This window comes from Rhizobium sp. BK212, assembly GCF_014197475.1.
GTDB classification, from domain to species: domain Bacteria; phylum Pseudomonadota; class Alphaproteobacteria; order Rhizobiales; family Rhizobiaceae; genus Rhizobium; species Rhizobium anhuiense.
Window position 1 is genome coordinate 247,987 of the sequence record NZ_JACIFS010000010.1, and the last position, 23,237, is coordinate 271,223.

14 protein-coding genes are annotated in these 23,237 nt (G+C 61.3%); 2 read left to right on the forward strand and 12 right to left on the reverse strand.

Annotated features, from left to right (window positions below):
- The first annotated feature begins 199 nt into the window (after positions 1–199).
- Positions 200–1,963: a glucan ABC transporter ATP-binding protein/ permease gene (locus FHT79_RS27060; RefSeq protein WP_028758321.1), complete on the forward strand. Its 1,764-nt coding sequence runs from the start codon at positions 200–202 to the stop codon at positions 1,961–1,963.
- Between the two features lie 449 nt (positions 1,964–2,412).
- Positions 2,413–2,766 carry a VOC family protein gene (locus FHT79_RS27065; RefSeq protein WP_047615754.1) on the forward strand — a complete coding sequence of 118 codons (354 nt, stop codon included), beginning with the start codon at positions 2,413–2,415 and terminating at the stop codon, positions 2,764–2,766.
- Positions 2,767–2,816: 50 nt separating this feature from the next.
- Here the strand turns inward: FHT79_RS27065 and opgC are convergent, their stop codons facing one another.
- From opgC to FHT79_RS27125, 12 genes are all read right to left on the reverse strand, one after another.
- On the reverse strand, positions 2,817–4,055 hold the full coding sequence (opgC, locus tag FHT79_RS27070) for an OpgC domain-containing protein (protein ID WP_047615756.1): 1,239 nt from the start codon (positions 4,053–4,055) through the stop codon (positions 2,817–2,819).
- A gap of 100 nt (positions 4,056–4,155) precedes the next feature.
- The gene (locus FHT79_RS27075) at positions 4,156–12,675 is read right to left on the reverse strand and encodes a glucoamylase family protein (protein ID WP_183904490.1); all 8,520 of its coding nucleotides are present in this window, start codon (positions 12,673–12,675) and stop codon (positions 4,156–4,158) included.
- Positions 12,676–13,278: 603 nt separating this feature from the next.
- Entirely contained in the window at positions 13,279–13,443 is a 165-nt protein-coding gene (locus tag FHT79_RS27080) for a hypothetical protein (protein WP_164735954.1), read from the reverse strand.
- 127 nt (positions 13,444–13,570) lie between these two features.
- Complete coding sequence (locus FHT79_RS27085; protein ID WP_063473847.1) at positions 13,571–13,759, reverse strand: hypothetical protein; 189 nt, start codon at positions 13,757–13,759, stop codon at positions 13,571–13,573.
- 162 nt (positions 13,760–13,921) lie between these two features.
- Positions 13,922–14,671, reverse strand: a complete 750-nt coding sequence (locus FHT79_RS27090; protein ID WP_127431128.1) for an ABC transporter ATP-binding protein — start codon at positions 14,669–14,671, stop codon at positions 13,922–13,924.
- Complete coding sequence (locus FHT79_RS27095; RefSeq protein ID WP_028757716.1) at positions 14,668–15,501, reverse strand: ABC transporter ATP-binding protein; 834 nt, start codon at positions 15,499–15,501, stop codon at positions 14,668–14,670. The genes FHT79_RS27090 and FHT79_RS27095 overlap by 4 nt, the downstream gene beginning before the upstream one ends.
- A complete protein-coding gene (locus FHT79_RS27100) occupies positions 15,498–16,433 on the reverse strand; it encodes an ABC transporter permease (protein WP_028757715.1) in 936 nt (311 codons plus the stop codon). The genes FHT79_RS27095 and FHT79_RS27100 overlap by 4 nt, the downstream gene beginning before the upstream one ends.
- Entirely contained in the window at positions 16,430–17,497 is a 1,068-nt protein-coding gene (locus FHT79_RS27105) for an ABC transporter permease (RefSeq protein WP_183904491.1), read from the reverse strand. The genes FHT79_RS27100 and FHT79_RS27105 overlap by 4 nt, the downstream gene beginning before the upstream one ends.
- A gap of 19 nt (positions 17,498–17,516) precedes the next feature.
- Positions 17,517–19,160: an ABC transporter substrate-binding protein gene (locus tag FHT79_RS27110; RefSeq protein WP_183904492.1), complete on the reverse strand. Its 1,644-nt coding sequence runs from the start codon at positions 19,158–19,160 to the stop codon at positions 17,517–17,519.
- Between the two features lie 38 nt (positions 19,161–19,198).
- Positions 19,199–20,257 (reverse strand): dipeptidase, encoded by a 1,059-nt coding sequence (locus FHT79_RS27115; RefSeq protein WP_183904493.1) that lies wholly within the window; start codon positions 20,255–20,257, stop codon positions 19,199–19,201.
- A gap of 239 nt (positions 20,258–20,496) precedes the next feature.
- The gene (locus FHT79_RS27120) at positions 20,497–21,522 is read right to left on the reverse strand and encodes an ABC transporter permease (RefSeq protein ID WP_028757415.1); all 1,026 of its coding nucleotides are present in this window, start codon (positions 21,520–21,522) and stop codon (positions 20,497–20,499) included.
- A gap of 34 nt (positions 21,523–21,556) precedes the next feature.
- Positions 21,557–23,098: a sugar ABC transporter ATP-binding protein gene (locus tag FHT79_RS27125; RefSeq protein WP_047616114.1), complete on the reverse strand. Its 1,542-nt coding sequence runs from the start codon at positions 23,096–23,098 to the stop codon at positions 21,557–21,559.
- Between the last annotated feature and the right edge of the window lie 139 nt (positions 23,099–23,237).

Here is a 23,237-nt window from a genome sequence, read left to right on the forward strand (position 1 = left end):
AAAATGCAAGCGCAAATTGTTGCGAGATATGTTCATGCAGCAATTTCAGCGCCATAGCCATCTCGTCGCATCCTGCGATAGTATGATCGGGTTTAATCGTCGCGACGATCGATGCCTGAATGCTCCGTTAATCGCCGGTTCAGGTAGCCTTTTGTAGCATCGCATCATCCCGTTTTCGCAGATGCACAAGAGGTTCGACGTGACGCTATTCAAGGTCTATGCAAGAGCTCTGCGCTATCTTGGCGCCTACAAGCTGCGCGTATCCCTGGTCGTTATCGCAAACATTGTTCTGGCGACGATCACCATTGCGGAGCCGATCCTGTTCGGTCGCATCATCGATGCGATTTCCGGCAAGGGAGAGGTCAAGCCTATCCTCTTCATGTGGGCGACTTTCGCGGTCTTCAACACCATCGCCTTCGTCCTGGTGGCCCGCGAGGCCGACAGGCTGGCGCATGGACGCCGGGCAACGCTGCTGACGGAAGCCTTCGGCCGCATCATCTCCATGCCGCTTGGCTGGCACCACCAGCGCGGCACCTCCAACGCGCTGCATACATTGCTGCGTGCCTGCGAAACGCTGTTCGGCCTCTGGCTGGAATTCATGCGCAACCACCTGTCGACGGTTATCGCGCTTACCCTTCTGGTGCCGACCGCAATGTCGATGGACTTGCGCCTTTCCGCCGTGCTCATGGTGCTCGCCATCGCCTACTGGCTGATCGGCCGCGTCGTCATGAGCCGCACCAAGGACGGCCAGGCTTCGGTCGAGAACCATTATCACACCGTCTTCTCGCATGTCAGCGACTCGATCAGCAACGTTTCGGTCCTGCACAGCTACAACCGCATCGAGGCTGAAACCCGAGCGCTGAAATCTTTCGCCGACCGTCTGCTCGAAGCCCAGTATCCGGTGCTCGACTGGTGGGCGATCGCCAGCGCGCTGAACCGCATGGCTTCGACCATCGCGATGATGGTGGTCCTGATCATCGGCACCATGCTCGTCCAGGCCGGCCAGCTGCGCGTCGGCGACGTCATCGCCTTCATCGGCTTCGCCAACCTGCTGATCGGCCGCCTCGACCTGATGCGCCAGTTCGCCACGCAGATTTTCGAGGCTCGCTCCAAGCTCGAGGACTTCTATACGCTGGAAGACTCGGTACGTGAACGTGAAGAGCCGGCTGGCAACGGCGAGATCAAGGACGTCAAGGGTGCGATTGAATTCCGCGACGTCTCCTTCGGCTTCGGCAACAGCTCGCAGGGCCTGCACAATGTCTCCTTCTCGGTGAAGGCAGGCCAGACGGTCGCGATCGTCGGCCCGACCGGCGCCGGCAAGACGACGCTCGTCAACCTGCTGCAGCGTGTCTACGATGCCCAGGGCGGCAAGATCCTCGTCGACGGCACCGATATCACCAAGGTGACCCGCAAGTCGCTGCGTCGCCACATCGCCACCGTCTTCCAGGATGCGGGCCTGCTGAACCGTTCGATCAGCGACAATATCCGCCTCGGCCGCGAGGGCGCCAGCGAAGAGGAAATGCGCCGTGCGGCTGAAGCCGCCGCCGCCGCCGACTTCATCGAGACCCGTGAGGATCGCTACGATACGCATGTCGGTGAACGCGGGAACAAGCTCTCCGGCGGCGAGCGTCAGCGCATCGCGATCGCCCGCGCCATCCTCAAGGACGCGCCGATCCTGGTGCTCGACGAGGCGACCTCGGCGCTCGACGTCGAAACCGAAGCCCGCGTCAAGGCCGCGATCGACAATCTGCGCCAGAACCGCACCACCTTCATCATCGCCCACCGCCTGTCGACGGTCCGCGAAGCCGATATGGTGCTCTTCCTGGACGACGGCCGTGTGGTCGAACAGGGCAGCTTCGACGAACTCAGCCACAGCAACGGCCGCTTCGCCGCCCTGCTGCGCGCCAGCGGCATCCTGACGGACGAAGAAGTCCGCAAGGCCCATACCACCGAAGCCGCCTGATCGGTTCGGGTCTCAAGACAAAGGCCGGAAGGGTAGCTCCCTTCCGGTCTTTTTGTTTGCCAGAGCCCCGGGAGCGGCGCCTTACCATCTGATCGTCCTCTGCCCTGCCGGATATCTCCCCCACAGGTGTAAAGCCCGGATATATACGTGACAGCTGTTCGGAGACATGCCTGACACTTCCAGAATGTTTTTCGGCAGGTCGGCAGGAGCTTGCTCCCCGTAAAGCATCAACCACTCCGGTTGCCGTGCCATATCGCCTTCAGTTTAGAGTCATGCGACGGCCAGTTGTTCGGGAAGCCCTCGCGCCATCCAATCTCCCCGTGCGGGGAGATGCCCGGCAGGGCAGAGGGGTACCGCACGGCACAACATCTCCGCTCTGACCCACACGATTGATCACCCCGCCGATCTTCCCTAACCTTCGGCAGTCAACGAGCATAGGGAGAAAGCCCATGAAGGTCCTGCGCATCGTCGCCAATATCCAGGCAGCGGATATCACCCTGGCCCGGCGTTTCTATCAGGATATCCTCGGTCTCGACGTCATCATGGATCACGGCTGGATCACGACGTTCGGCGCATCGCGTTCGATGAATGTTCAGCTCAGCATCGCCAGTGAAGGTGGTTCCGGAACGGAGGTGCCGGACCTTTCGATCGAGGTTGACGATCTGGATGCCGCTTTCGAGGCGATGTCGGCCTCAGGCTTTCCGATCGAGTATGGCCCAGCCGATGAGCCTTGGGGCGTCAGGCGCTTCTATGTGCGCGATCCGCTGGGAAAGTTGGTGAACATCCTCGTTCATAAAAAATGAGCCGGCGGCCTTTCGGCTACCGGCTCCTACATCTGACATAAATCCGAACCCTATTTCCGATCGCTCCGGCGATAGGCATTGGCCGTTCCGCCGATGCGGACGGGAACGGGGATGCTGGCGGTATCGGCGACGACTTTTCCCTTGAGCTTGCCCTGTTGGCGCTTGCGCTCGAGATAATATGCATAGGCGAATTGTATCGCGACCCCTGATATCACGAAGAGCGGGCCGACCAGCGGGTCCTTGTTGGTGAGGTAGAGCACCACCTGGCCGATCATGGCGAGGATCGTGCCGGCGACGAAGATGTTCAGCGAATGGCGCCCGAGGATCGTCAGCGGATGATCCGCAGAACGGCGCAGGATCCGCGAGAGCGCCGGGATGCTGATGACGAGATAGGTCAGCGCCAGCACATGCAGCAGCCGCGGCAGCGACAGGAACGTCTTGTCGAAACCGGTGATAACGGTCGGCAGGCCAAGTGCGGCCAGCGAGTTGCCGAAAATCCAGAGATGGCCCGTCACCCAGACGAAGGACAGTAAGACGTAAGCGGCAGCGGCCGCCAGCAGCAGCGGATGCCGCGGGATCGTGCCGCCGCGCTTGATATGCAGCATCGAGACGATGCCGATCGAAAACAGGAACTGCCAGGAGAGCGGATTGAGGAACCAGTAGCCCTCGATGAGCATGTTGTGCGGCGCCACCTCGTAGATCCCTGCAAGCAGCCAGACGGTGCCCGAGACACCGAGCGCCAGCAACGGGCTCCGCGCATTCAAGAAGAGGATAATAGGCACCATCAGCATCAGCGCGCCGTACATCGGCAGGATATTGTTGTAACCGATCTGATGGCCGAGCAGGAGCAGAGCCGGAATGCCTTCCTTCAGGTTCATCAGAACCGCCAGGATATTGATTTCGACCAGCAATCCCGGTCGGTGGAACAGCCAGGCACCACAGATGAACAGCGCCAGCGTCATGAAGGTGGTGATCATATGGGCGAGATAGAGCGTGAAGGCGCGCTTCGCTGCCTTGATCGCCACCTTGAGCCGGTTCCCCGGCTGAAAGCGAGCCCCATAGGCAAGGCCGACGGCAATGCCCGAGATCAGCACAAAGGCCTCGGCGGCATCGGAGAAGCCGAAATTCTTCGTCGTCACATATTCGAAAATCTGTCCGGGAACATGATTGATGAAGATCATGATCAGGGCCACACCGCGCAGGACGTCGAGCCTTGTGTCGCGCGCTGGCGCAGCTGCGGATAGAGTACTGCGCCCAGGGACGATGGCTTCGGACGGCGTGCTTGCCATGGGTCTCTCCTTATTATCCGATTTGCAAACGCGACGACGGCCAAAAGGGTTCCCTTTTGGCCGTCGCGAATCGCCGTGTTTTTCAGCGTGGAGAACGCTGTTATCCGAGCGGATATCCCTCTTCGGGATCGGTGACTTCGCAGCCGTTGATCGACAGAGTGTAGCCGCGATCATTGGACGCTTTTGAGACCGAAATGCGGTATTTGCCGCCGCCTTGCTCCACCTCTGCCGCAAAACCGTCCCATTCGGACGGGAGCGCCGGACGCACGTAGAGCCGGCCGTCCTTCAGCCGGATGCCGAGGATGCCCTCGACGGCGGCGCGGTAGAGCCAGCCGGCCGACCCGGTATACCAGGTCCAGCCGCCGCGTGATGTATAGGGCTCATGGCCATAGACGTCGGCGGCCACGACATAGGGCTCGACGCGGTATTGCTCCGCTGAAACCTTGTCGAGCGCATGGGTGATCGGGTTGAGGATCTGGAAGCAGCGGAAGGCATCGTCACCCCGCTTCAGCTGCGCCAGCGCCATCACCACCCAGGTCGAGGCATGGGTATATTGCCCGCCATTTTCGCGCACACCCGGCGGGTAGGCCTTGATATAGCCGGGATCCCTGGCGGAATTGACGAAAGGCGGCGTGAACAGCCGGATGATCCGGGCATCCTCGTCGACCAGTTGGTCGAGCACGGCCTCCATCGCCGTGACGGCGCGGGCCGGATCGCCCTCGCCCGAGAGTACGCTCCAGGACTGCGCGATCGAATCGATCCGGCATTCGGGGCTTTCTTTGGAGCCGAGCAGCGCACCGTCGTCGAAGGTGCCGCGGCGATAGTAGCCGCCATCCCAGGCCGCAGTTTCGAGCGCCTTCTTCAGTTCGATGAGATGCGCCGACCAGCGCTCCGTGCGGACGGTGTCGCCGCGCTCTTCGGCATAGGGAATGAAGGAGCGCAATGCACCCGCCAGGAACCAGCCGAGCCAGACGCTGGTGCCGCGCCCGCCGATGCCGACGCGGTTCATGCCGTCGTTCCAGTCGCCGCCGAGGAACAGCGGCAGGCCATTGGTCCCCTTGCGGGCGATGGCGAGATCAAGAGCCAGCGCCGCATGTTCGTAGACGCTCGCCTTGTCCTCGGAAATCTCCGGCTTGTAGAAGGAGTCGTGCTGGCCTTCGAGCAGTGCCGGCCCTTCCAGGAAGGCGATCTCCTCGTCGAGCACGTTCTTGTCGCCGGTGACGCTGCAATAGTGATGGATCGCATAACTCAGCCAGACGACGTCGTCCGAGATCAGCGTGCGCACGCCCGCACCCGTTCCCGGCAGCCACCAATGCTGCACGTCGCCTTCGCGGAACTGGCGCGAAGCGGCATTCAGGATCTGCCGGCGGGCAAGCGAGGGTTCGTGCAGCACGAAGGCGAGCGTATCCTGCAACTGGTCGCGGAAGCCGAAGGCGCCGCTTGCCTGGTAGAAGGCGGTGCGGGCCATGATGCGGCAGCCGAGGCTCTGATAAGGCAGCCAGGTGTTGACGAGATTGTTCATCCCGCGATCCGGCGTCGATATCTGCAGCCTGCCGGTGAAGTCCCGCCAGAAGGCGCGGTTAGCCTCGACGGCGTCGTCGAACGAAACCTTGCGGATATCGGCAATGACAGTGCGCGCCTCTTCTTCCGTCGGCGTGTCGCCGAGGAAGAAGGTGAAATCACGCTCCTCGCCGGCGCCAAGTTCGATGTCGATCGCAAGAGCCGCGGCCGGATCGCCATCGAGTTCGGTGCCGCCGGAAAGGGCGGCGGCCGAGATGACGGCCTGCGGCGCCTGGATCGTCCCCGCCTTGCCGATGAATTCGCGCCGGCTTGCCGAGAAACTCGAAACCGTCTCGCTCGCCGCGAAGAAGGCGGTTCGGTTGGAAAAATCGATGCTGTAGGGATTGGTGGCAAACAGCGCCCCCGTCTCCTCGTCATGGCTCGACAGGATGAAAGGCACCGTGCGTGCCGAATTGCTGCCGAGGATCCATTCGACATAACCGTAGAGACGCAGCTTGCGGCTGGCAGAACCGGTGTTGCGCAGGCGCAGGCGCTGCAGTTTCACCGGCCTTTCGCGGTCGACCGTCTGCGTCAGTTCGAGCGCGATATCGTGCTGGACACTGGAGAAGACGGAATAGCCGAGCCCGTGGCGGGCTTCGAAACGAATGTCCGGCCGGCGGGAAAGCGCAGCGAAAGGCGTCATGACGGCACCGCTGTGGAGATCGGTGAGATAGAAGGCCTCACCCGAACGGTTGACCACGGCATCGTTCGACCAGGAGGTCAGCTGGTAGTCGCGCGAATTGGCGCTCCAGGTAAAGCCGGAGCCCTCCGCCGACACGTGGAAGCCGAACCTGTCATTGGAGATGACGTTGATCCAGGGCTGCGGCGTTGCATGACCGCCAGGCAGCCGAACGACATATTCGCGTCCGTCGCGGGCAAAGCCGCCGATGCCGTTCCAGAAGTCGAGATCGCCTTCCTCCTCGATGACGACGGCGGGCACGACGGGCGGCGGCACCGGCACGACACGCTTGACGGGGGCCTTGTTGCGCTCGGCCCGTTCCATCTCCTGCAGCTCCTCCTTGGAGGGTGCAAACAGCGCCACGGCGCGGTTGATCTGGTCGACCACCTTGCCGTTCTTGGTATGCAGCGTGACGCGGGAGGCCGCGATCAACGCATGATAGGTGCTCTCCTCCATCAGGTCCTTGCGCACCGCAAAGATATGCTGGCGCAAGCCGTCGGCCTGGCCCATGCGACGGACGTTCTCGCACATGGCGTCGAGCGCATGTTGCATGTCCTGCGCATAGGAAGAGGCGCGTTCGTTCATGATGACGAGATCGGCAGTGACGCCGCGCGAGCGTAGATATTCCTGCGCCAGCAGCGCTTCCCGGGCGATATCGAGATCCATGTCGTCGTTGATGCGCAGCGTGAAAATCGGGAAGTCGCCGGAGATCGCCAGCGGCCAGAGCGCCGATTGCGACTGCAGGCCGGCCTCGACGGTCGCTTCGTCCTTGCGCAGCTGCATGTCGGGATAGACGAGGTAGCGTCCGAGATGCTGGAAGGCCGCCGCCTGCTGCGAGGTGACGCCGACATGGCGCATCTGCACCTGCGTGCGTGTCCAGGCCTGGACGAGCTCGTGGTTGAAGGCGTCTGGATGGCGATAGCGATTGACCGCCTTGTCGACTTCGTCGCGGCTGGGCGCCGCGATCGTCCAGAAGATCACGCTGACTTTCTTGCCGGCCGGCACGCGGACGGTGCGACGCAGCGACATGACGGGATCGAGCATGAAGCCGTCGCTGCCCGAAAGTGTCGCGCCCGGATCGAAGGCCGCCGCATCGGCAAGACTGCGGCCACGGCCGATGAACTTGCGGCGGTCGGTCTCGAATTCGGTATGGCGGGTGTCGCCGGCATTGTCGACGATCAGATGGGCGATGCTGATGTTCGGCTCGTTCGGGTCGCGCTTGTTGCGTTCGGCACGGATGACGTCGCCGCGCTTGCCGATCTCGGTCTTGACGAACATGCGGGCGAATGCCGGATGCGCATTGTCGGTATCATCGGAGGTGATCACCGGTTCGAGATAGGAGGTGACTTCGATGAAGCGGTCTTCCGTGCCCATGTTGAGCAAGGTGACGCGGCGAGCCTCGGCATCATGCTCGGTCGCAATGATGCACTCCACTTCGCTGGTGAGGTCGCCGACCGTCTTGGTGAACTGCGCCTTCTCGTCGGCGAATTCGACCTTGATCTTCTCGCCTTCGACACCCTTCGGCTCAGCCGTCGCCGACCACCATTCGCTGGTGGCGGTATCGCGCAGGAAGATGAAGCTGCCCCAGCGGTCTTCGGTCGGATCGGCTTTCCAGCGGGAAACGGAAAGGCCGTTCCAGCGGGAATAACCAGCACCCGTCGCCGTCAGCATCAGCGAATAATGACCGTTCGACAGGAATACGAGTTCGCGGTCGCGCGAAGCCGGATCGTTGATCTTCCGGAGCTCCGGTCGCAGGAGATCGTCCTGGATGCTGGCCGGCGTGTCGGATTCGTGTTTGCCGCTCATGACCGGGATGTCGCGCGGCGCCTTTTCCTGCAGCAGCAGCTCGGCCGCCTCGATGACCGGATCGGAGTGGAAGAGCTCGCGCAGATGACCGTTGAAGGCGACGTTGGCGACGGCCGCGATCGACATGCCGTGATGGTGGGCATAATAATTGTAGACCACCGCGCATTTCTTGCCTTCCGGCACACGCGTCGGCGTGAAGTCGACGGCATCGTGGAAGCCGAACTTGCCAAGCGCGCCGACCTTGCGCAGCCTCTGCAGGTTTTCCAGCGCGCCCGGCGGGTCGTACTGGCTGGCGAGCAGCGATGCGTAAGGCGCGATGACGGCATTGTGGCCAAGACCGCGCTTCAGGCCGAGCGTCGGTACGCCGAAATTCGTGTACTGATAATTGAGGTTATGGTCGCGGGCATTGAAGGCCGCTTCCGAAATGCCCCACGGAATGCCGAGCTTGCGGGCGTAATTCATCTGCTCGACGACGACCAGATTGTTGGTCTGGTTGAGAATGCCTCCGCCACGCTCCTGCATGACGAGCGGCGCCATCAGATATTCGAACATCGAGCCGGACCAGGAGACCAGCGCGCCGCGTGACCCCACAGGCACGACCTGGCGGCCGAGGCGATACCAGTGTTCCGTCGGCAGGTCGCCCTTGGCGATGCCGAAGAGGCTGGTCAGGCGGCATTCCGAGGCAAGAAGGTCGTAACACGCCTGGTCGAGCTCGCCGCTTTCGACGCGGTAGCCGATCGATAGCAGGCGCCGTTCCGGCCGGAACAGGAAGCCGAAATCCATCGAGAAAGCCAGATCGCGGGCCTTGTCGCGCAGCGCCACCAGGCGCGGCCGCAGCGCATCGACCTTGGAAAGGTCGAAGGTACTGTCGGAAATATGCGCCTCGCAGACCTTTACCAGCGATGCCGCCCATTGGGTGACTTCTTCGCTCTGCTTCGACTTGACCTCATGGTCGAGATTGGCGGCAAGCTTCTCGATGTCGCGCGCGAGAACGGCGAGGTTGATGATGCGGATCGAGGCGAATTCATGCTCGCGTTTGACCGCGGCAAGCGCGTTCTGGAAGCCGACGATGCGCTCCTCCAGGCGCCGGCGCAGCGGGCGCACGGTCTTGCGGTCATCGGGCAGGTCCGCCAGCACTTCGCCGAGAATGCCGGCGGTGTCGCCGACGCCGTCGAGATTGCCCTGCATATGCGCCGACGGCGCCTCGGCCCAGTTGCGGCAGGCCGATGAAATGGCGATCAGATGGCCGGCGAGATTGCCGCTGTCGACGGCCGAGACGTAACGAGGCCCAAGCGTCTGCAGCGTATCGGTGTGATACCAGTTGAACAGATGGCCGCGGAATTTCTCCATCCTGTCGATCGTCGCGATCGTCTGCTCCAGCCGCTCGAGCGTCTCCTCGAAGGAGAACCAGCCGAAATGCCGGCCGGAAACGACGGAGAGCAGATAGACGCCGATATTGGTCGGCGAGGTGCGCGCCGCGACGATCACATGCGGCGTTTCCTGGATATTATCAGGCGGCAGATAGTTCTGCTCGGCCGTCGTGAAGGTCTCGAAATACCGCCAGGTGCGCCGGGCGATCTTGCGCAGTTCGCTCGACACGGAATCGGCGACTTCGAGCCGGTCTTCGGTCTCCGCCGACTGGCTGACATACCAGGCAACAACAGGCGACAGGACCCACAGCAGGGCGAAGGGAATGCCGACGAGGAAGGCGTTGTCGCCGGGAAGGGCTGCGAAACCGAGCGCCAGCAGCGCCAGCACCGGCGCATGCCACATCGCCTTGTAATAGGAGATCAGCGTCCCCTGGCCGCCGGCCTGGACGCTGGCGGCGGTGCGCCACTGCAGCATCAGCTTGCGGCTGACGAACAGGCGGTAGAGCGAACGGCCGATCGCATCCGCCATCATGCAGGCCGAGTCGGCGATGAAGACGATGCGCAGCGCAACCTGTGCATTGGCCGCCGTGATATCGGACCAGACCGTATAGAGATGGGCGCGGGCGATGATATCGCTGGTGCGCGGGATGATGCCGTTGATGAGCGACAGCGTCGGCGCGACGAAAAGGCAGAAGATCAGCAGAATCTGCCAGATGAGTGCGCCGAGCGGACCCATGAAATACCAGCCGAGCACGGAGGCGAAGAACCAGGCGATCGGCGTCAGCGAGCGGCGCAGATTGTCGAACATCTTCCAGCGGCCGAGTGCCGTGACGCCGTATTTCGGATTGAACATGTAGGGCAGAAGCTGCCAGTCGCCGCGCGCCCAGCGATGCTGGCGCGAGGTTTCCACCTCGTAGCGGATCGGGAAATCCTCAACCAGTTCGAGATCGGTGACGAGCGCGCAGCGCGCCATCGAGCCTTCGAGAAGATCGTGGCTGAGCACGGAATTCTCGTCGATCCGGCCCTTCAGCGAGGCTTCGAAAGCGTCGACATGATAAAGCCCCTTGCCGGTGAAAGTGCCTTCGCCGGCGAGATCCTGATAGACGTCGGAAACGGTGAAGACATAAGGATCGAGGCCGCGATTGATCGAAAAGACGCGCTGGAAGACCGAGGCGTCCTTGCCCGTCGTCAGCGACGGGGTGACACGCGGCTGCAAGACGCCGTAGCCGCTTTCGACACGGCCGGTTTTCGGATTGATGACCGGGCGGTTGATCGGATGATAGAGCTTGCCGACGAGCTTGGTGACGGCATCGCGCATCAGGCGCGTATCGGCATCGAGCGTCATGACATATTGCACATTGGCCGGCACCGCATTGGCGCCCGGCAGATAGGTCGTGTCGCGGTCGCCGCGCAGCAACATGTTCAGTTCGTGCAGCTTGCCGCGCTTGCGCTCCCAGCCCATCCACACGCCTTCCGAAGGATTATAGAGGCGGCGGCGATGCAGCAGATAGAAGCGCGTCTTGCCGTCATAGGCATAGCGGGCGGAAAGATTGGCGATCTCACGCCGCGCATAATCGAGAACCTCGAGATCGGCAGCCGTTTCCTCGACCTCGCTGTCCGGCCAGTCGCTGAGCAGTGCGAAATAGATCTCGCCGCGCGGGTTGGCGAGATAGTGAACCTCGAGATTGCGCACGTGGTCGTCGACGCTGTCGCGGTTCGAGATCAGGCAGGGCACGACGAGCAGCGTGCGTGCGTCCTCCGGAATGCCTTCCTTGAACTCGTAACCGACAAGGCGCGCCGGCGTCACGAAGAAAGAAAGCAGAGTGTTGAAGAGACCCGTCGCCCCTTCTGACGCCGGTACCGAGAACATGATCAGCAGCACGGCGATTTCGATCGCCCCCATGCCGGCATTGGCCATGAACCTGCCGACGATCGCCATGGCGATGATCGTCAGCAGCATGACCGGCAAGGCAATCGCCAGCCAGTTGAACTGGCGCACGGCGCGAACGAAATGCTGGATGATCGTCGGGCGATAGCTCGCCCGCGACTCGAGCTTCGGCCGCTGCGCGCCCGACAGGAAACCACCGACATTCGGTTCATGCGGCTGCGGCTCGTCCGAAGCTTTGGCGGCATCGGTCATGTCGAGCGCCAGCTGGGCGATTTCCATTTCCGTCAGCGGCGAGCGCTTGGCCAGCTTCTCGATCTGTTTTCGATATTTGTTGCGCGAGCCGGAATCGAGGATGCCGTAATCCGAATGCTCCCAGAGCAGCCTGTCGACATGGCTGACCTGCTCGACCCAGACCGACCATTCGGCATCATCGATCTCGCGAAGGCTGCGGATGATGTTGCCCATCGTCACGTTGCCGGAAGACAGGCGGCTATGTTCGGCCGTCGTCGCCTCTTCGGTGTTGCGGCCGAGTTCTTCCAGCCGCTCGTCGAGCCAGGTGATCGCCAGGCTCGACGTCTGTGAGCCGTCGCGCAGGCGATAGAGGAACTGCGTCGAGAATGTATTGTCCTCGGCAAGCGGTTCCAGCGTCTTCAGATAGGCGGCCGCTCCGGCCGGATCGGTCAGGCGCACCAATTCGTCGGCCGCCTCATTGGCGCGGCGGCGCATGCGGCGGCTGGCTTCGACACGGCTGGAAATGCGGCGAAGGTTTTCGACGAGCACGTAACGCACCAGCGAAGGCAACGCCCAGAGTTCGCCGATCTTCAGCGTCTCGCTGGCCTGGAAGCCATCGACCAGCGCCGTCAGGCTTTCCTGCGAGATCGTGCTGTGGGTATGGGCGACATAGAGCCAGGCAAGCACGAGGGTGCGCGGTACCTCGACGCCGCCGACGGCCATGGTCGGCAATTCGCGATAGAAGCGGCGGGGGAAGTCGCGCCGCACCTCCTGGATCGCCTCTTCGACGATATAGTGATTGTCCAGCAGCCATTCTGCCGCCGGCGTGATCGTCTCGCCGGCCTCGACATCTGTCGCCGTGGTCCGGTAGACGCGCAGGATTTCCTTCTCGTTTTCCTTATGGCGCGCGAAAAAATCGAAGGGAGCAAAGGCCGGCAGCTTGTCGACGCCGTTGCGGGCGACCCCATCGCCCATCGCCTTGATGTCCTCGATGGCAAGATAGGTCGAACGGATCGAATCGTTGTGATCGATCTGCTTCGTCTCGGTTTCGCGCGAAGGGCTCGGAGAAAGATGTGAAATAGACATGGGTTCGGTTCTGGATCCAAACGAAGTTATGGCTGTTTTGCTCAGCCTTTTGCACTGCTTATCATGACTGCTACATGAACGGAGCCCTATTCTTCAAAGATCGAAGAAACCGGGGCGGATGAGACTTGGGCCAAGCGAGGCAAACGGGCTAAGCCCCGGTTCAGAACGTGGCCCGACGGCTGATCGCGGCCATCGATACCCTCTCCACGAAAGCCATGGCGAAAATTTGGACACTATCGGAATAATTCAAGCCAAGAGGCATCAGCCGCCGCCCGCGAGCGCGGCTGGCGGCAATGCGAAAGCTTCGATTTCGGAAAAAGGAAAGGGCAGGATCGATAGACCATGTGCCTGGCGGCGGTTAGCACAGCTTGCGACCCTTGTCCTTTGCCGCTCCGTCACCGGTATTCAGATGGCGTGAAAAAAGTACAGAAGAATGATGATGGGGATCGGAATGCCGATCAACCACAATAAGATGCCCTCATGGCCACTCTCCCTTTGACATTCGAGTGCCAGGAGAATGCCGAGACACATCAAATGTTCGGAATTCTATAGGGGCGGAAACCGCCGCGGCGCCGGCACTTGCCAACGCTTACCATTCGCCGATTAGCCGACGACGCCGCAAACCATGGCGACGACGAACAGAAATGCCGCAGTGAAGATCGCTCCATGGAGCAGCGCCTGAAGCCTGTGACGCGTGGTGAGCGGCTTCTTGGCCGGTACGGAACCATATTGGTTCACGTGAGCATGCGAAATACCCAGATCTGCCATATGTCGCCTCCGTTGTTCTCGTGCGGCCGGTTGTGCGGCTCGCGCTTATATTCTTATTTTCTCTATCAAGTAGGTAGAGATAAATTTCCGTCCAGAGCGAAAGGAAGAGAAAATTCAACCAGCCTTTTTAGCAGAGCGTGCGCCATGCCCAGATCCAGGAGCGCTCGACGGCACTCTCATTCTCGGGCAGGTTGGAGGAAGTCTCGATCAGCCGGCGGTCCTTTTCCGCAGGAAGAGATACCGAAGCCTGTTCTTGGCGATCGGTTTTCACGGGAGGATCGAGGTAGCCCATGGTCATCCCACCGAGAAAGAACATGCCTCAACCTCCATTGATCACGAAAGCTAACAAACGTTAACAGGATCATGACAGAAGCAAGGCAGCTGTCAATAGTCTAGTTGAATGGTCGTCTTTTAGCAAAGCGTTATCCTTAACGCCGCTATCGATCTTTCCTTTTCAAGGGCTTGAAAAGATTGCCGTTCAGGCTTTGACGAAACCCTTGCTCGCGATCATCAAATTTCGCGTGTAGTCCTCGTGAACCGCGCCGCCCGCCAGTTCCTGAGAGCTCAGCCGCTCGACGACGGCGCCGTTGCGCATTACCGCGAGCCTTTCACACATATGGGTGACGACGCCGAGATCATGACTCACCATCACGAAGGTGAGCTTGCGGTCACGTCGGATCTGCTCCAGCAGGTTCAGCACCTCGGCCTGCACCGAGGCGTCGAGCGCCGATGTCGGCTCGTCGAGCAGCAGGATCGACGGTTCCACGATCAGCGCCCGGGCGATCGCCACGCGCTGCCGCTGGCCGCCGGAAAGCTGGTGCGGATAGCGGAACCGGAAACCATTGCCGAGGCCGACTTCGTCGAGTGCGCGAGCGATGCGCTTGTCGCTGTCGTCGATGCCATGGATCGCGAGCGGTTCGAGCAGAAGCCGGTCGATCGTCTGGCGCGGATGCAGAGAACCATAAGGATCCTGGAAGACCATTTGCACGCGGCGATAGAAAGACTTGCTGCGTTTCGAACCCTTCAGCACTTCGCCATTGATGTTGATCGCGCCGCCGCTGATCGGCGCAAGTCCGGCAACAGCCCGCAACAAGGTCGATTTTCCCGATCCGGACTCGCCAACGAGACCGAAGGATTCGCCGCCTTCGACGGCGATGCTGACATCCTTCAGCGCATGAAAATGGTCGTAGACGACGCTGAGATCGTCGACTTGGAGAGCTGCGCTCATGCCGCCCACTCCGGCCTGCGGTCGAGCACCGGCAGCGGGTGACGGTTTGAGCCGATCTCGGGCATGCAATTCAGCAAGCCTTGCGTATAGGGATGTTGCGCATGTTTGAGATCGGCGGCCGCGAGCTCCTCGACGATCTTTCCGGCATACATGACGATGACGCGGTCGCAGAAGGAAGAAACCAGCCTCAGATCATGGGAGACGAAGATCAGCCCCATGCCACGCTCGGACACCAGCCTGTCCATGATCCTCAGCACGTCGAGCTGGACCGTCACGTCGAGCGCCGAGGTCGGCTCGTCGGCAATCAGCAATTCTGGCCCGGCAATCAGCATCATGGCGATCATCGCCCGCTGTCCCATGCCGCCCGACACCTCGTGCGGATGCAGGTCGAAGACACGCTGGGGATCACGAATCTGCACCGCTTCCAGCATGGCGAGCGCGCGCTCGCGCGCCTCGGCCTTACCGACCTTCTCATGCGTGCGCAGCGTTTCGCAGATCTGCCGCCCGATCGACATGACGGGATCGAGCGAATATTTCGGATCCTGCAGGATCATGGCGATGCGCTTGCCGCGCAGCCTGCGCCTTTCGCCGGCCGGGGCATTGATCAGATCGATGCCGCTGAAATTCAGCCTTTCGGCCGTGACGACGCCGTGTTTCGGCGTCAGGCCCATGATCGCCCGTCCGGTCTGCGACTTGCCGGAACCGGATTCGCCGACAATGCCGAGCCTTTCCTTGCCGAGCGTGAAGGAGACGCCGCGCACGGCCTCGATCACGCCGGTGCGCGTGGGGTAGCTGACCTTGAGCTTATCAACCGTCAGAAGTGTCGTCATTGGCCACTCTCCTTCGGATCGAGCGCATCGCGCAGGCCGTCGCCGAGGAGATTGAAGCCAAGGCTGACGATGAGGATGGCGATGCCGGGCATCGCTGCAACCCACCATTGATCGAGGATGAAGCGCCGTCCCGAGGCGATCATCGCCCCCCATTCCGGCAGCGGCGGCTGTGCGCCCAGGCCGAGGAAACCGAGACCGGCCGCCGTCAGGATGATACCCGCCATGTCGAGCGTTACGCGCACGATCAGTGAGGAAATGCAGAGCGGCATGACATGGCGCACGATGATGCGAAGCGGCGAGGCGCCCATCAGCTTCACCGCCGAAATATAGTCGGAGCGCCGGACCGTCAGCGTCTCGGCGCGCGCGATGCGGGCATAGGGCGGCCAGGAGGTGATGGCAATGGCGATGATCGCGTTCTGGATGCCAGGCCCGAGGGCTGCGACAAAGGCGAGCGCCAGCACCAGCTTCGGAAAGGCCAGGAAAATATCGGTGATGCGCATCAGCGTCGCATCCACCCAGCCTCCGGCATAACCGGAGACCGTGCCGACGATCAGCCCGATCGGCGCCGAGATGATGGCAACGAGCGCGACGACGAGCAGCGTCAATCGCGATCCGTAGATCAGCCGTGAATAGATGTCGCGGCCCTGGTCGTCCGAACCGAGCAGGAATTCCCCGGTTCCGGGCGGCAGCAAGCGAGCATTGCGCAGATCGCCGACAACGGGATTATGCGTGGCGATGACATCGGCAAAGGCGGCGGTCAAAAGCAGCGCCACGATGATCAGCAGGCCGAGGACGGCGAGCCTGTTTGCCGTAAACTGCCGCCAGGTGACATAGGCGCGGCCGAGGCGAGCCTGCAGGCGCGATTGCGGCCGGTCGGAAAGCAGCCAGTCGCGGCGGCTCATCGCAGGAGGTGGGCTGGCGGAGGCCGTCATCGGTTTCGCGTCCTCGGGTCGAGCGTCCGGTAGAGAAGATCGGACAGAAGGTTGATGCCGATGAAGACCGTCCCGATGACGATCGTGCCGCCGAGAACGGCGTTCATGTCGGCGTTCTGCAGCGAATTGGTGATGTAGAGCCCGATGCCCGGCCAGGAAAAGACGGTCTCGGTCAGCACCGATCCTTCGAGCAGGCCGGCATAGGAAAGCGCAATCACGGTGACGAGCGGCACGGCGGCATTGCGCAGCGCATGGCCCCAGATCACCCGCGTTTCCGAAAGCCCCTTGGCGCGCGCGGCAACGATATATTCCTGGGAAAGCTCGTTCAGCATGAAGCTGCGCGTCATGCGGCTGATATAGGCGAGCGAGAAATAACCGAGCAGGGATGCCGGCAGGATGATATGGCGGAAGACATCGTAGAAGACATCCCATTGTCCCTGCCAGGCGCTGTCCAGGAGATAGAAGCCGGTGATCGGCGTGAACGTGTATTCGAAGACGATGTCGATGCGGCCGGGAAAGGCCACCCAGCGCAGTTGCGCGTAGAAGATGACGAGCGAAATCAGCGCCAGCCAGAAGATCGGCACCGAATAACCGATCAGGCCGATGACCCGCACGACCTGGTCGGCGATGCTGCCGCGGCGCACCGCGGCGAGAACGCCGAGCGGCACGCCGACGAAAGCGCCGATCAGCGTTCCGAGCGTTGCAAGCTCCACCGTCGCCGGAAATGCACGGCGAATATCGACCATGACAGGATTGGTCGTCAGGACCGAATTGCCGAAATCGCCGGATAGGATGCCTTTGATATAGATGAAGAACTGCTGATAGAGCGGCAGATTGAAGCCCATTTCCCGGCGTACGCGCTCGACGACATGATTGGGCGCGCGGTCGCCGAGGATGGCGAGCACGGGATCGATCGGCACGACGCGGCCGATGAAGAAGGTGACGGCCAACAGGCCGAAATAGGTAGTGACGGCGGCAAACAGGAACCGCCCTAGCGCCTTTGCGAAGGCGCTGGCACGGCCCTTTCGGGGCCGCGCCTCCTGTGGTGTTTCAACGGTGCTCAAGCCCCTCAATCCTGCCGGATTATTCCTTGGCGATCGGACCGACGAAATTGGTATCGAAGCTCGGACCCAGTTTGAAGTCCTTCAGGCTCTTGCGGTAACCGGCCACCTCGGTCTGCTGGAAGATGAAGACGAAGGGGCTGCTGGCCAGGTACTTCTTCTGGATATCCTGATATATGGCGGCACGCTTGGCGGCGTCGCGTTCCAGAAGTGCGGCCTTGGCTTGCTTGTCGAGTTCCGGCGCTTCCCAGCTGTTGCGCCATGCGAGCGTCTTCACCGTGCCGGCATCGGAATTGTCGGGATTGCCGGTGAAGGTATCGGCATTGGAGTTCGGATCGAAATAGTCCGAACCCCACTGGCCGATATACATGTCATGGGTGCGGGCGCGGTATTTGGTCAGTGTCTGCTTGCCATCCCCGGGGATGATTTCCATCTTCACGCCGGCCTGCGCCAGCGTCTGCTGCATGGATTCGGCGATACCCGTCACCGGCTGGTTGTTGCGCACATCCATGGTGACCGAGAAACCGTCGGGCAGGCCCGCCTTGGCGAGCAGTTCCTTGGCTTTGGCGACATCGAGCTTATAGGGATTCTCGTCGAGCGCGCCGAGCTGGCCCTTCGGCAGGAAGGTCTGGTGGATTTCGCCGATACCCTTGATCAAGGTCGCGCCGATCGCATCGTAATCGACCAGATATTTGAAAGCTTCCTGGACTTCCGGCTTCTTGAGGTTCTCGTTCTTGTTGTTCAGGCTGACATAATAGATCGTGCCCTTCGGCGCACTTGTCGTCGCGAGATCGGCATTTTTCGAAACGGCGTCGATATCGCCCGGCTCGAGGTTGCGGGCGATATCGATATCGCCGGCTTCGAGCGCCAGCCGCTGGGCAGAACTTTCCTTCATGTAGCGGTAGATGACGCGGTTGAGCTTCGCCTTGTCGCCGTAATAATTGTCGTTGCGCTCCAGCACGACGACTTCGTTGGCACGCCATTCGCGCAGCTTGTAGGCACCGGAGCCGGCATAGCCGGTCTTCAGCCATTCATTGCCGAAATCATTGTCGTATTTGTGCTCGGCATCCGGCGTCACCGCCTTCACGTGTTCCAGCACCAGCTTCTTGTCGACGACGGAAGCGACGGTTGCCGTCAGGCAGTTCAGCACGAAGCTCGGCGCATAGGCCTTGTCGACCGTGAAGACGAAGGTGCCGGCATCAGCCGCCTTGGCCCTTTCCGTGACGTTGTCGCCGGTCAGGCCGAACTGGGTGAGGATGAAGGCCGGGCTCTTGTCGAGCTTGACGGCGCGCTCGAACGAATAGGCGACGTCTTCGGCGGTGATCGGATTGCCGGAGGCGAATTTCAGGCCGGGCTTCAGCTTGAACGTATAGGTGAGGCCGTCATCGGAAACGCTCCAGCTCTCGGCCAGATCGCCCTTCACCTTCGACGTATCGTCCATGTCGAGACGGACGAGCAGGCTGTAGCTGTTGCTGGTAATCTCGGCGGTCGAAAGCTCGAAAGCCTCGCCCGGATCCATCGTGATGATATCGTCGATGGCAAAACCTTCGACCAGTGTATCCTTCGGCGTCTCGGCGAAGGCGGCGGGTGCCGCCATCATCAGGAGCGAAAGCGCGGCTCCGGCGGAAAGCATGCGGAAATTGCGGCTGAGTTTGGTCATCATCATGATCTGTTCCCCTGTTTTTTGATTGGATTAGGAAAGGCTTAGGCGCGGTCCTCCCGCCAAGCTTGGGCCAGAATGCGAAGCCAGTTTTCACGGGCAAGTTTTGCGAGGTCGGCATCAGCATAGCCAACCTCTTTGAGAGCGGCAATCAGCTTCTGATTGCCAGCCGCATCACCGATTTCCTCGGGAATGGTGGCCCCGTCGAAATCCGATCCGAGCGCCACGCAATCGATGCCGATGCGGTTCACGAGATAGTCGATATGGCGGATCATGTCGGCAAGCGGCGTATCGCTGTCCGAGCGGCCGTCGGCACGCAGCATGGCGGTCGCATAGTTGATGCCGACGAGCCCGCGGCTTTCGCGGATTGCATCGAGCTGCTTGTCCGTCAGGTTGCGTGCGACCGGCGTCAGCACATGGGCATTGGAGTGGCTGGCGACCAGCGGCTGGTCCGTCGTCTTCGCCACGTCCCAGAAACCCTTCTCGGTGATATGGGCAAGGTCGATCAGGATCCCGAGGCGATTGCATTCCCTGACCAGTGCGAAGCCGGCATCGGTCAGGCCGGGGCCTGTGTCCGGCGACATCGGGAAGGCGAAGGGCACGCCGTGACCAAAGACATTGTGCCGGCTCCAGACCGGCCCGAGCGACCGCAGCCCCGCTGCGTAGAATACCTCGAGCGCCGAGAGATCGGCGCCGATCGCCTCGCAGCCCTCCATATGCATGACGGCGGCGAAAATGTCGTCCGCCATGGCGCCGCGGATATCTTTCACCGTCCGGCAGAGCCGCCAGGCGCCTGCCTGGTCGAGCCGCAACGCGATCGCCGCCATTTCATTGGCAATGGCAAGGGAAGGCAGCGGATCAAGGGGGGCGGCCATCGGCGTGATATAGCGACCGTTGGCATCCGGATCGGCGAAGACGAGATCGCCCGAGGGAATGTAGATGGCACAGAGACCGCCGGAAAGACCGCCCTCTCTGGCCCGACACGCATCGATATGGCCAACCGTCGTGCCGTCCGCGAATTCCGCGATCGGATCGCTGCCGTCTTTTGAATGTGTCCAGAGTCGAAGGAGAACGTCGTTGTGACCGTCAAATACGAATTGCATCTGTCTTCCTGCGCTGCCCTACTGCATGATTCCTTAAATCGGAATCGATTTAAGGACAAATTATGCAGCATTCAAAGTGCTACAGCCTCCTTTGCGCGTCTTTTCAGTGCGCGGCGCCGTAGAGGGCGAATGAAGCGGCAGAATAGAAAAGCTGACGGGATTCGCCACCCCTTTTTTTAAAATCCGTCATGGTGTGGAAAACAGAACGGGGGCCCGAAGCCCCCGTAGAAAACCAGAGATCAGTGCTTGCGTCGCTTCTTCTGTCTGTAGACGTCGATGACGACAGCCGCGACAATGATGAGGCCCTTGACGATCTCCTGGTAATAGGCGTCGATCCTGAGGAAGGTGAAGCCGGAGGTCATGACGCCGAGGATGATGGTGCCGATGACGGTGCCGGTGATGCGCCCGACGCCGCCGGTCAGCGAGGTGCCGCCGATGACGGTCGCGGCGATCGCGTCGAGTTCGTAGCCGACGCCCATGCTGGCCTGTGCGGTTTCAGCACGTGCCGCCGTGACGATCCCGGCGAGACCGGCAAGCAATCCGGCAATCACATAGACCTTGACGAGGTGCGCCTCGATGTTGATGCCGGACACGCGTGCCGCCTGCGGGTTCGCGCCGATCGCATAGGTGAATTTTCCGTAGCGGGTATAGCGCAGCGCAATGTGAAAGATCAGCGCAACGACCAGGAAGACGACAACCGGCCAGGCTTTCGTTCCGATGAAATGAAACTGTTCGGTGATCCCGGAAACCGGCTGTCCCTTCGTATACCACTTGGCGACACCTCTGGCCGAAACAAACATGCCAAGCGTTGCAATGAACGGCGGGATCTTCGTATAGGCGATGAGTGCACCGTTCGCCAGACCGGCTGCCGCTCCGATCAGCAGGCCGATTATGATCGGCACGAAAGCCGGCAGGTCGGTCAGCGACGGAAAGACGGCCCGTCCCCAGGTCGACGACTGGGCGAAGCTTGTTGCAATCATCGCCGTCATGCCGACGACAGAGCCCGACGAAAGGTCGATGCCGCCGGTGATGATGACCTGCGTGACGCCGACGGCGATGATGCCGATAACGGAGACCTGCAGGATCATGATCGTCAGGCGCTGCGAATTCATCAGGAAGCTTTGGCCGATGAACATCCAGCCGAGCACCTCGTAGATGAGCGCGATGCCGACGAGCACGAGGAAAATGCTGAGCTCGGTCGGTATGCGCCGCCGCCTTTGCCGGGTTGCGAGCGGGGCTCCGCCCTCTGCTGCCTTGGTAGTCATGTCAAACCTCCCTTGGGCGATTGCCGGTGACGCATCACTGCGCAGCCAGTTCCATCACCTTGATCTGCGTTGCTTCGTCGCGATTGAGGAAACCGGTCACGCGTCCCTCATGCATGACCATGATACGGTCGCTCATGCCGAGAACCTCAGGCATCTCGGACGAGATCATCACCACCGCCACGCCGTTGCGCGCCATCTCCACGACCAGCCGGTGGATTTCCGCCTTGGCGCCGACATCGATGCCGCGCGTCGGCTCGTCGAGGATAAGGATGCGCGGATTGGTGAGCAGCCAGCGTCCGATCAGCACCTTCTGCTGATTGCCGCCCGAAAGATTTTCCACCCGCTCGTAAAGATTGGGCGTTTTCACGCGCAGTTTTTTTGCCATGTCTTCACAGGTTGCCTCGATAGCGCCCTGCTGCACGAAGCCGCGCTTGACGTATCTGTCCTGCAGAACGGCGATCTGCATATTCTCGAGAATATCGAGGATCAGTAGGCAGCCGGTATCTTTCCGGTCCTCGGTCAGGAACGCCATCTGGTGACGGATGGCCTCGGTCGGAGAAGAAATCGTCACCGGCTTGCCGTGGAGTTCGATCGAGCCGGAGCTTGCCGGCGTCACGCCAAACAGCGTTTCGGCAACATTCGATCGGCCGGAACCGACAAGGCCGGCCACGCCGAGGATCTCGCCGGCTCTGACATCGAAGGAAACGTCGCTGAAGACCCCCTTGAGACAGAGATCCTTGACGGAGAGCACGACCTCGCCGATCGGCACCTCTTCCTTGGGAAACATCTGGGTGATCTCGCGCCCGACCATCATGCGGATGATGTCGTCGCGGGTGACGTCGGTCGAGGCATGCGTGCCGATATATCGGCCGTCGCGGAAGACGGAGAACTCATCGGCGATCTCGAAAAGCTCGTTCATCTTGTGGGTGATGTAGACGATGCCGATGCCCTGGGCCCTGAGGTCGCGGATAATACGGAAAAGATGCTCGACCTCGCGCTCCGTCAGCGCCGAGGTCGGCTCGTCCATGATCAGCACGTCGGACTTATAGGAAACCGCCTTGGCGATCTCGACCATCTGCCGGTTGGCGACCGACAGGTGCCGGACCTCGATATCGGGATCAATCTCGATATTGAGCCGGGCAAACAGCTCCTCGGTCATGCGATGCATGAGGCCGTGATCGATGAAACCCAAGCGGTTTTTCGGTTCGCGACGAATCCAGATATTTTCCGCGACCGTCATGAACGGCATCAGGTTCAGTTCCTGATGGATCATGGCAATCCCGTTCTCCAGCGCATCGAGCGGAGATTTCAGCCGGATCTCGACCCCTTTCAGGCGGATATCGCCTTTATCGGGGATATAAATGCCGGCGAGGATCTTCATCAGTGTCGATTTGCCGGCGCCGTTTTCGCCCATCAGCGCGTGCACCGAGGCGCGCTTCAGCCGGAACTGCACGTCGTCGAGCGCGACGACACCCGGAAATTCCTTGCGAACGCCCTCGGCGCTCAAGAGATATTCCGCATTCGGAACTGCACCACTGGCGCGCACGGCGGCCATGGTTGTCGGGCTGACGGCCATATCATCTCCTCCGGATACGGACAGGCGGAAAGGATGCGGGCAAGGCCCGCATCCTGCTTGGCATTCGCCTCAGTTCTTGGTGACGAAGTCCTTGACGTTCTCAGGCGTGACGAGCTGGAAGGGAATATAGACCTTCTTG

Bases quoted from the DNA above. Each gene is read 5' to 3' on its own strand.
- FHT79_RS27100 (WP_028757715.1), bottom strand. From the start codon at position 16,433: ATGACGGCCTCCGCCAGCCCACCTCCTGCGATGAGCCGCCGCGACTGG.
- FHT79_RS27075 (WP_183904490.1), bottom strand. From the start codon at position 12,675: ATGTCTATTTCACATCTTTCTCCGAGCCCTTCGCGCGAAACCGAGACG.
- FHT79_RS27110 (WP_183904492.1), bottom strand. From the start codon at position 19,160: ATGATGATGACCAAACTCAGCCGCAATTTCCGCATGCTTTCCGCCGGA.
- FHT79_RS27095 (WP_028757716.1), bottom strand. From the start codon at position 15,501: ATGACGACACTTCTGACGGTTGATAAGCTCAAGGTCAGCTACCCCACG.
- FHT79_RS27090 (WP_127431128.1), bottom strand. From the start codon at position 14,671: ATGAGCGCAGCTCTCCAAGTCGACGATCTCAGCGTCGTCTACGACCAT.
- FHT79_RS27125 (WP_047616114.1), bottom strand. From the start codon at position 23,098: ATGGCCGTCAGCCCGACAACCATGGCCGCCGTGCGCGCCAGTGGTGCA.
- opgC (WP_047615756.1), bottom strand. From the start codon at position 4,055: ATGGCAAGCACGCCGTCCGAAGCCATCGTCCCTGGGCGCAGTACTCTA.
- FHT79_RS27065 (WP_047615754.1), top strand. From the start codon at position 2,413: ATGAAGGTCCTGCGCATCGTCGCCAATATCCAGGCAGCGGATATCACC.
- FHT79_RS27085 (WP_063473847.1), bottom strand. From the start codon at position 13,759: ATGTTCTTTCTCGGTGGGATGACCATGGGCTACCTCGATCCTCCCGTG.
- FHT79_RS27120 (WP_028757415.1), bottom strand. From the start codon at position 21,522: ATGACTACCAAGGCAGCAGAGGGCGGAGCCCCGCTCGCAACCCGGCAA.
- FHT79_RS27080 (WP_164735954.1), bottom strand. From the start codon at position 13,443: ATGGCAGATCTGGGTATTTCGCATGCTCACGTGAACCAATATGGTTCC.
- FHT79_RS27115 (WP_183904493.1), bottom strand. From the start codon at position 20,257: ATGCAATTCGTATTTGACGGTCACAACGACGTTCTCCTTCGACTCTGG.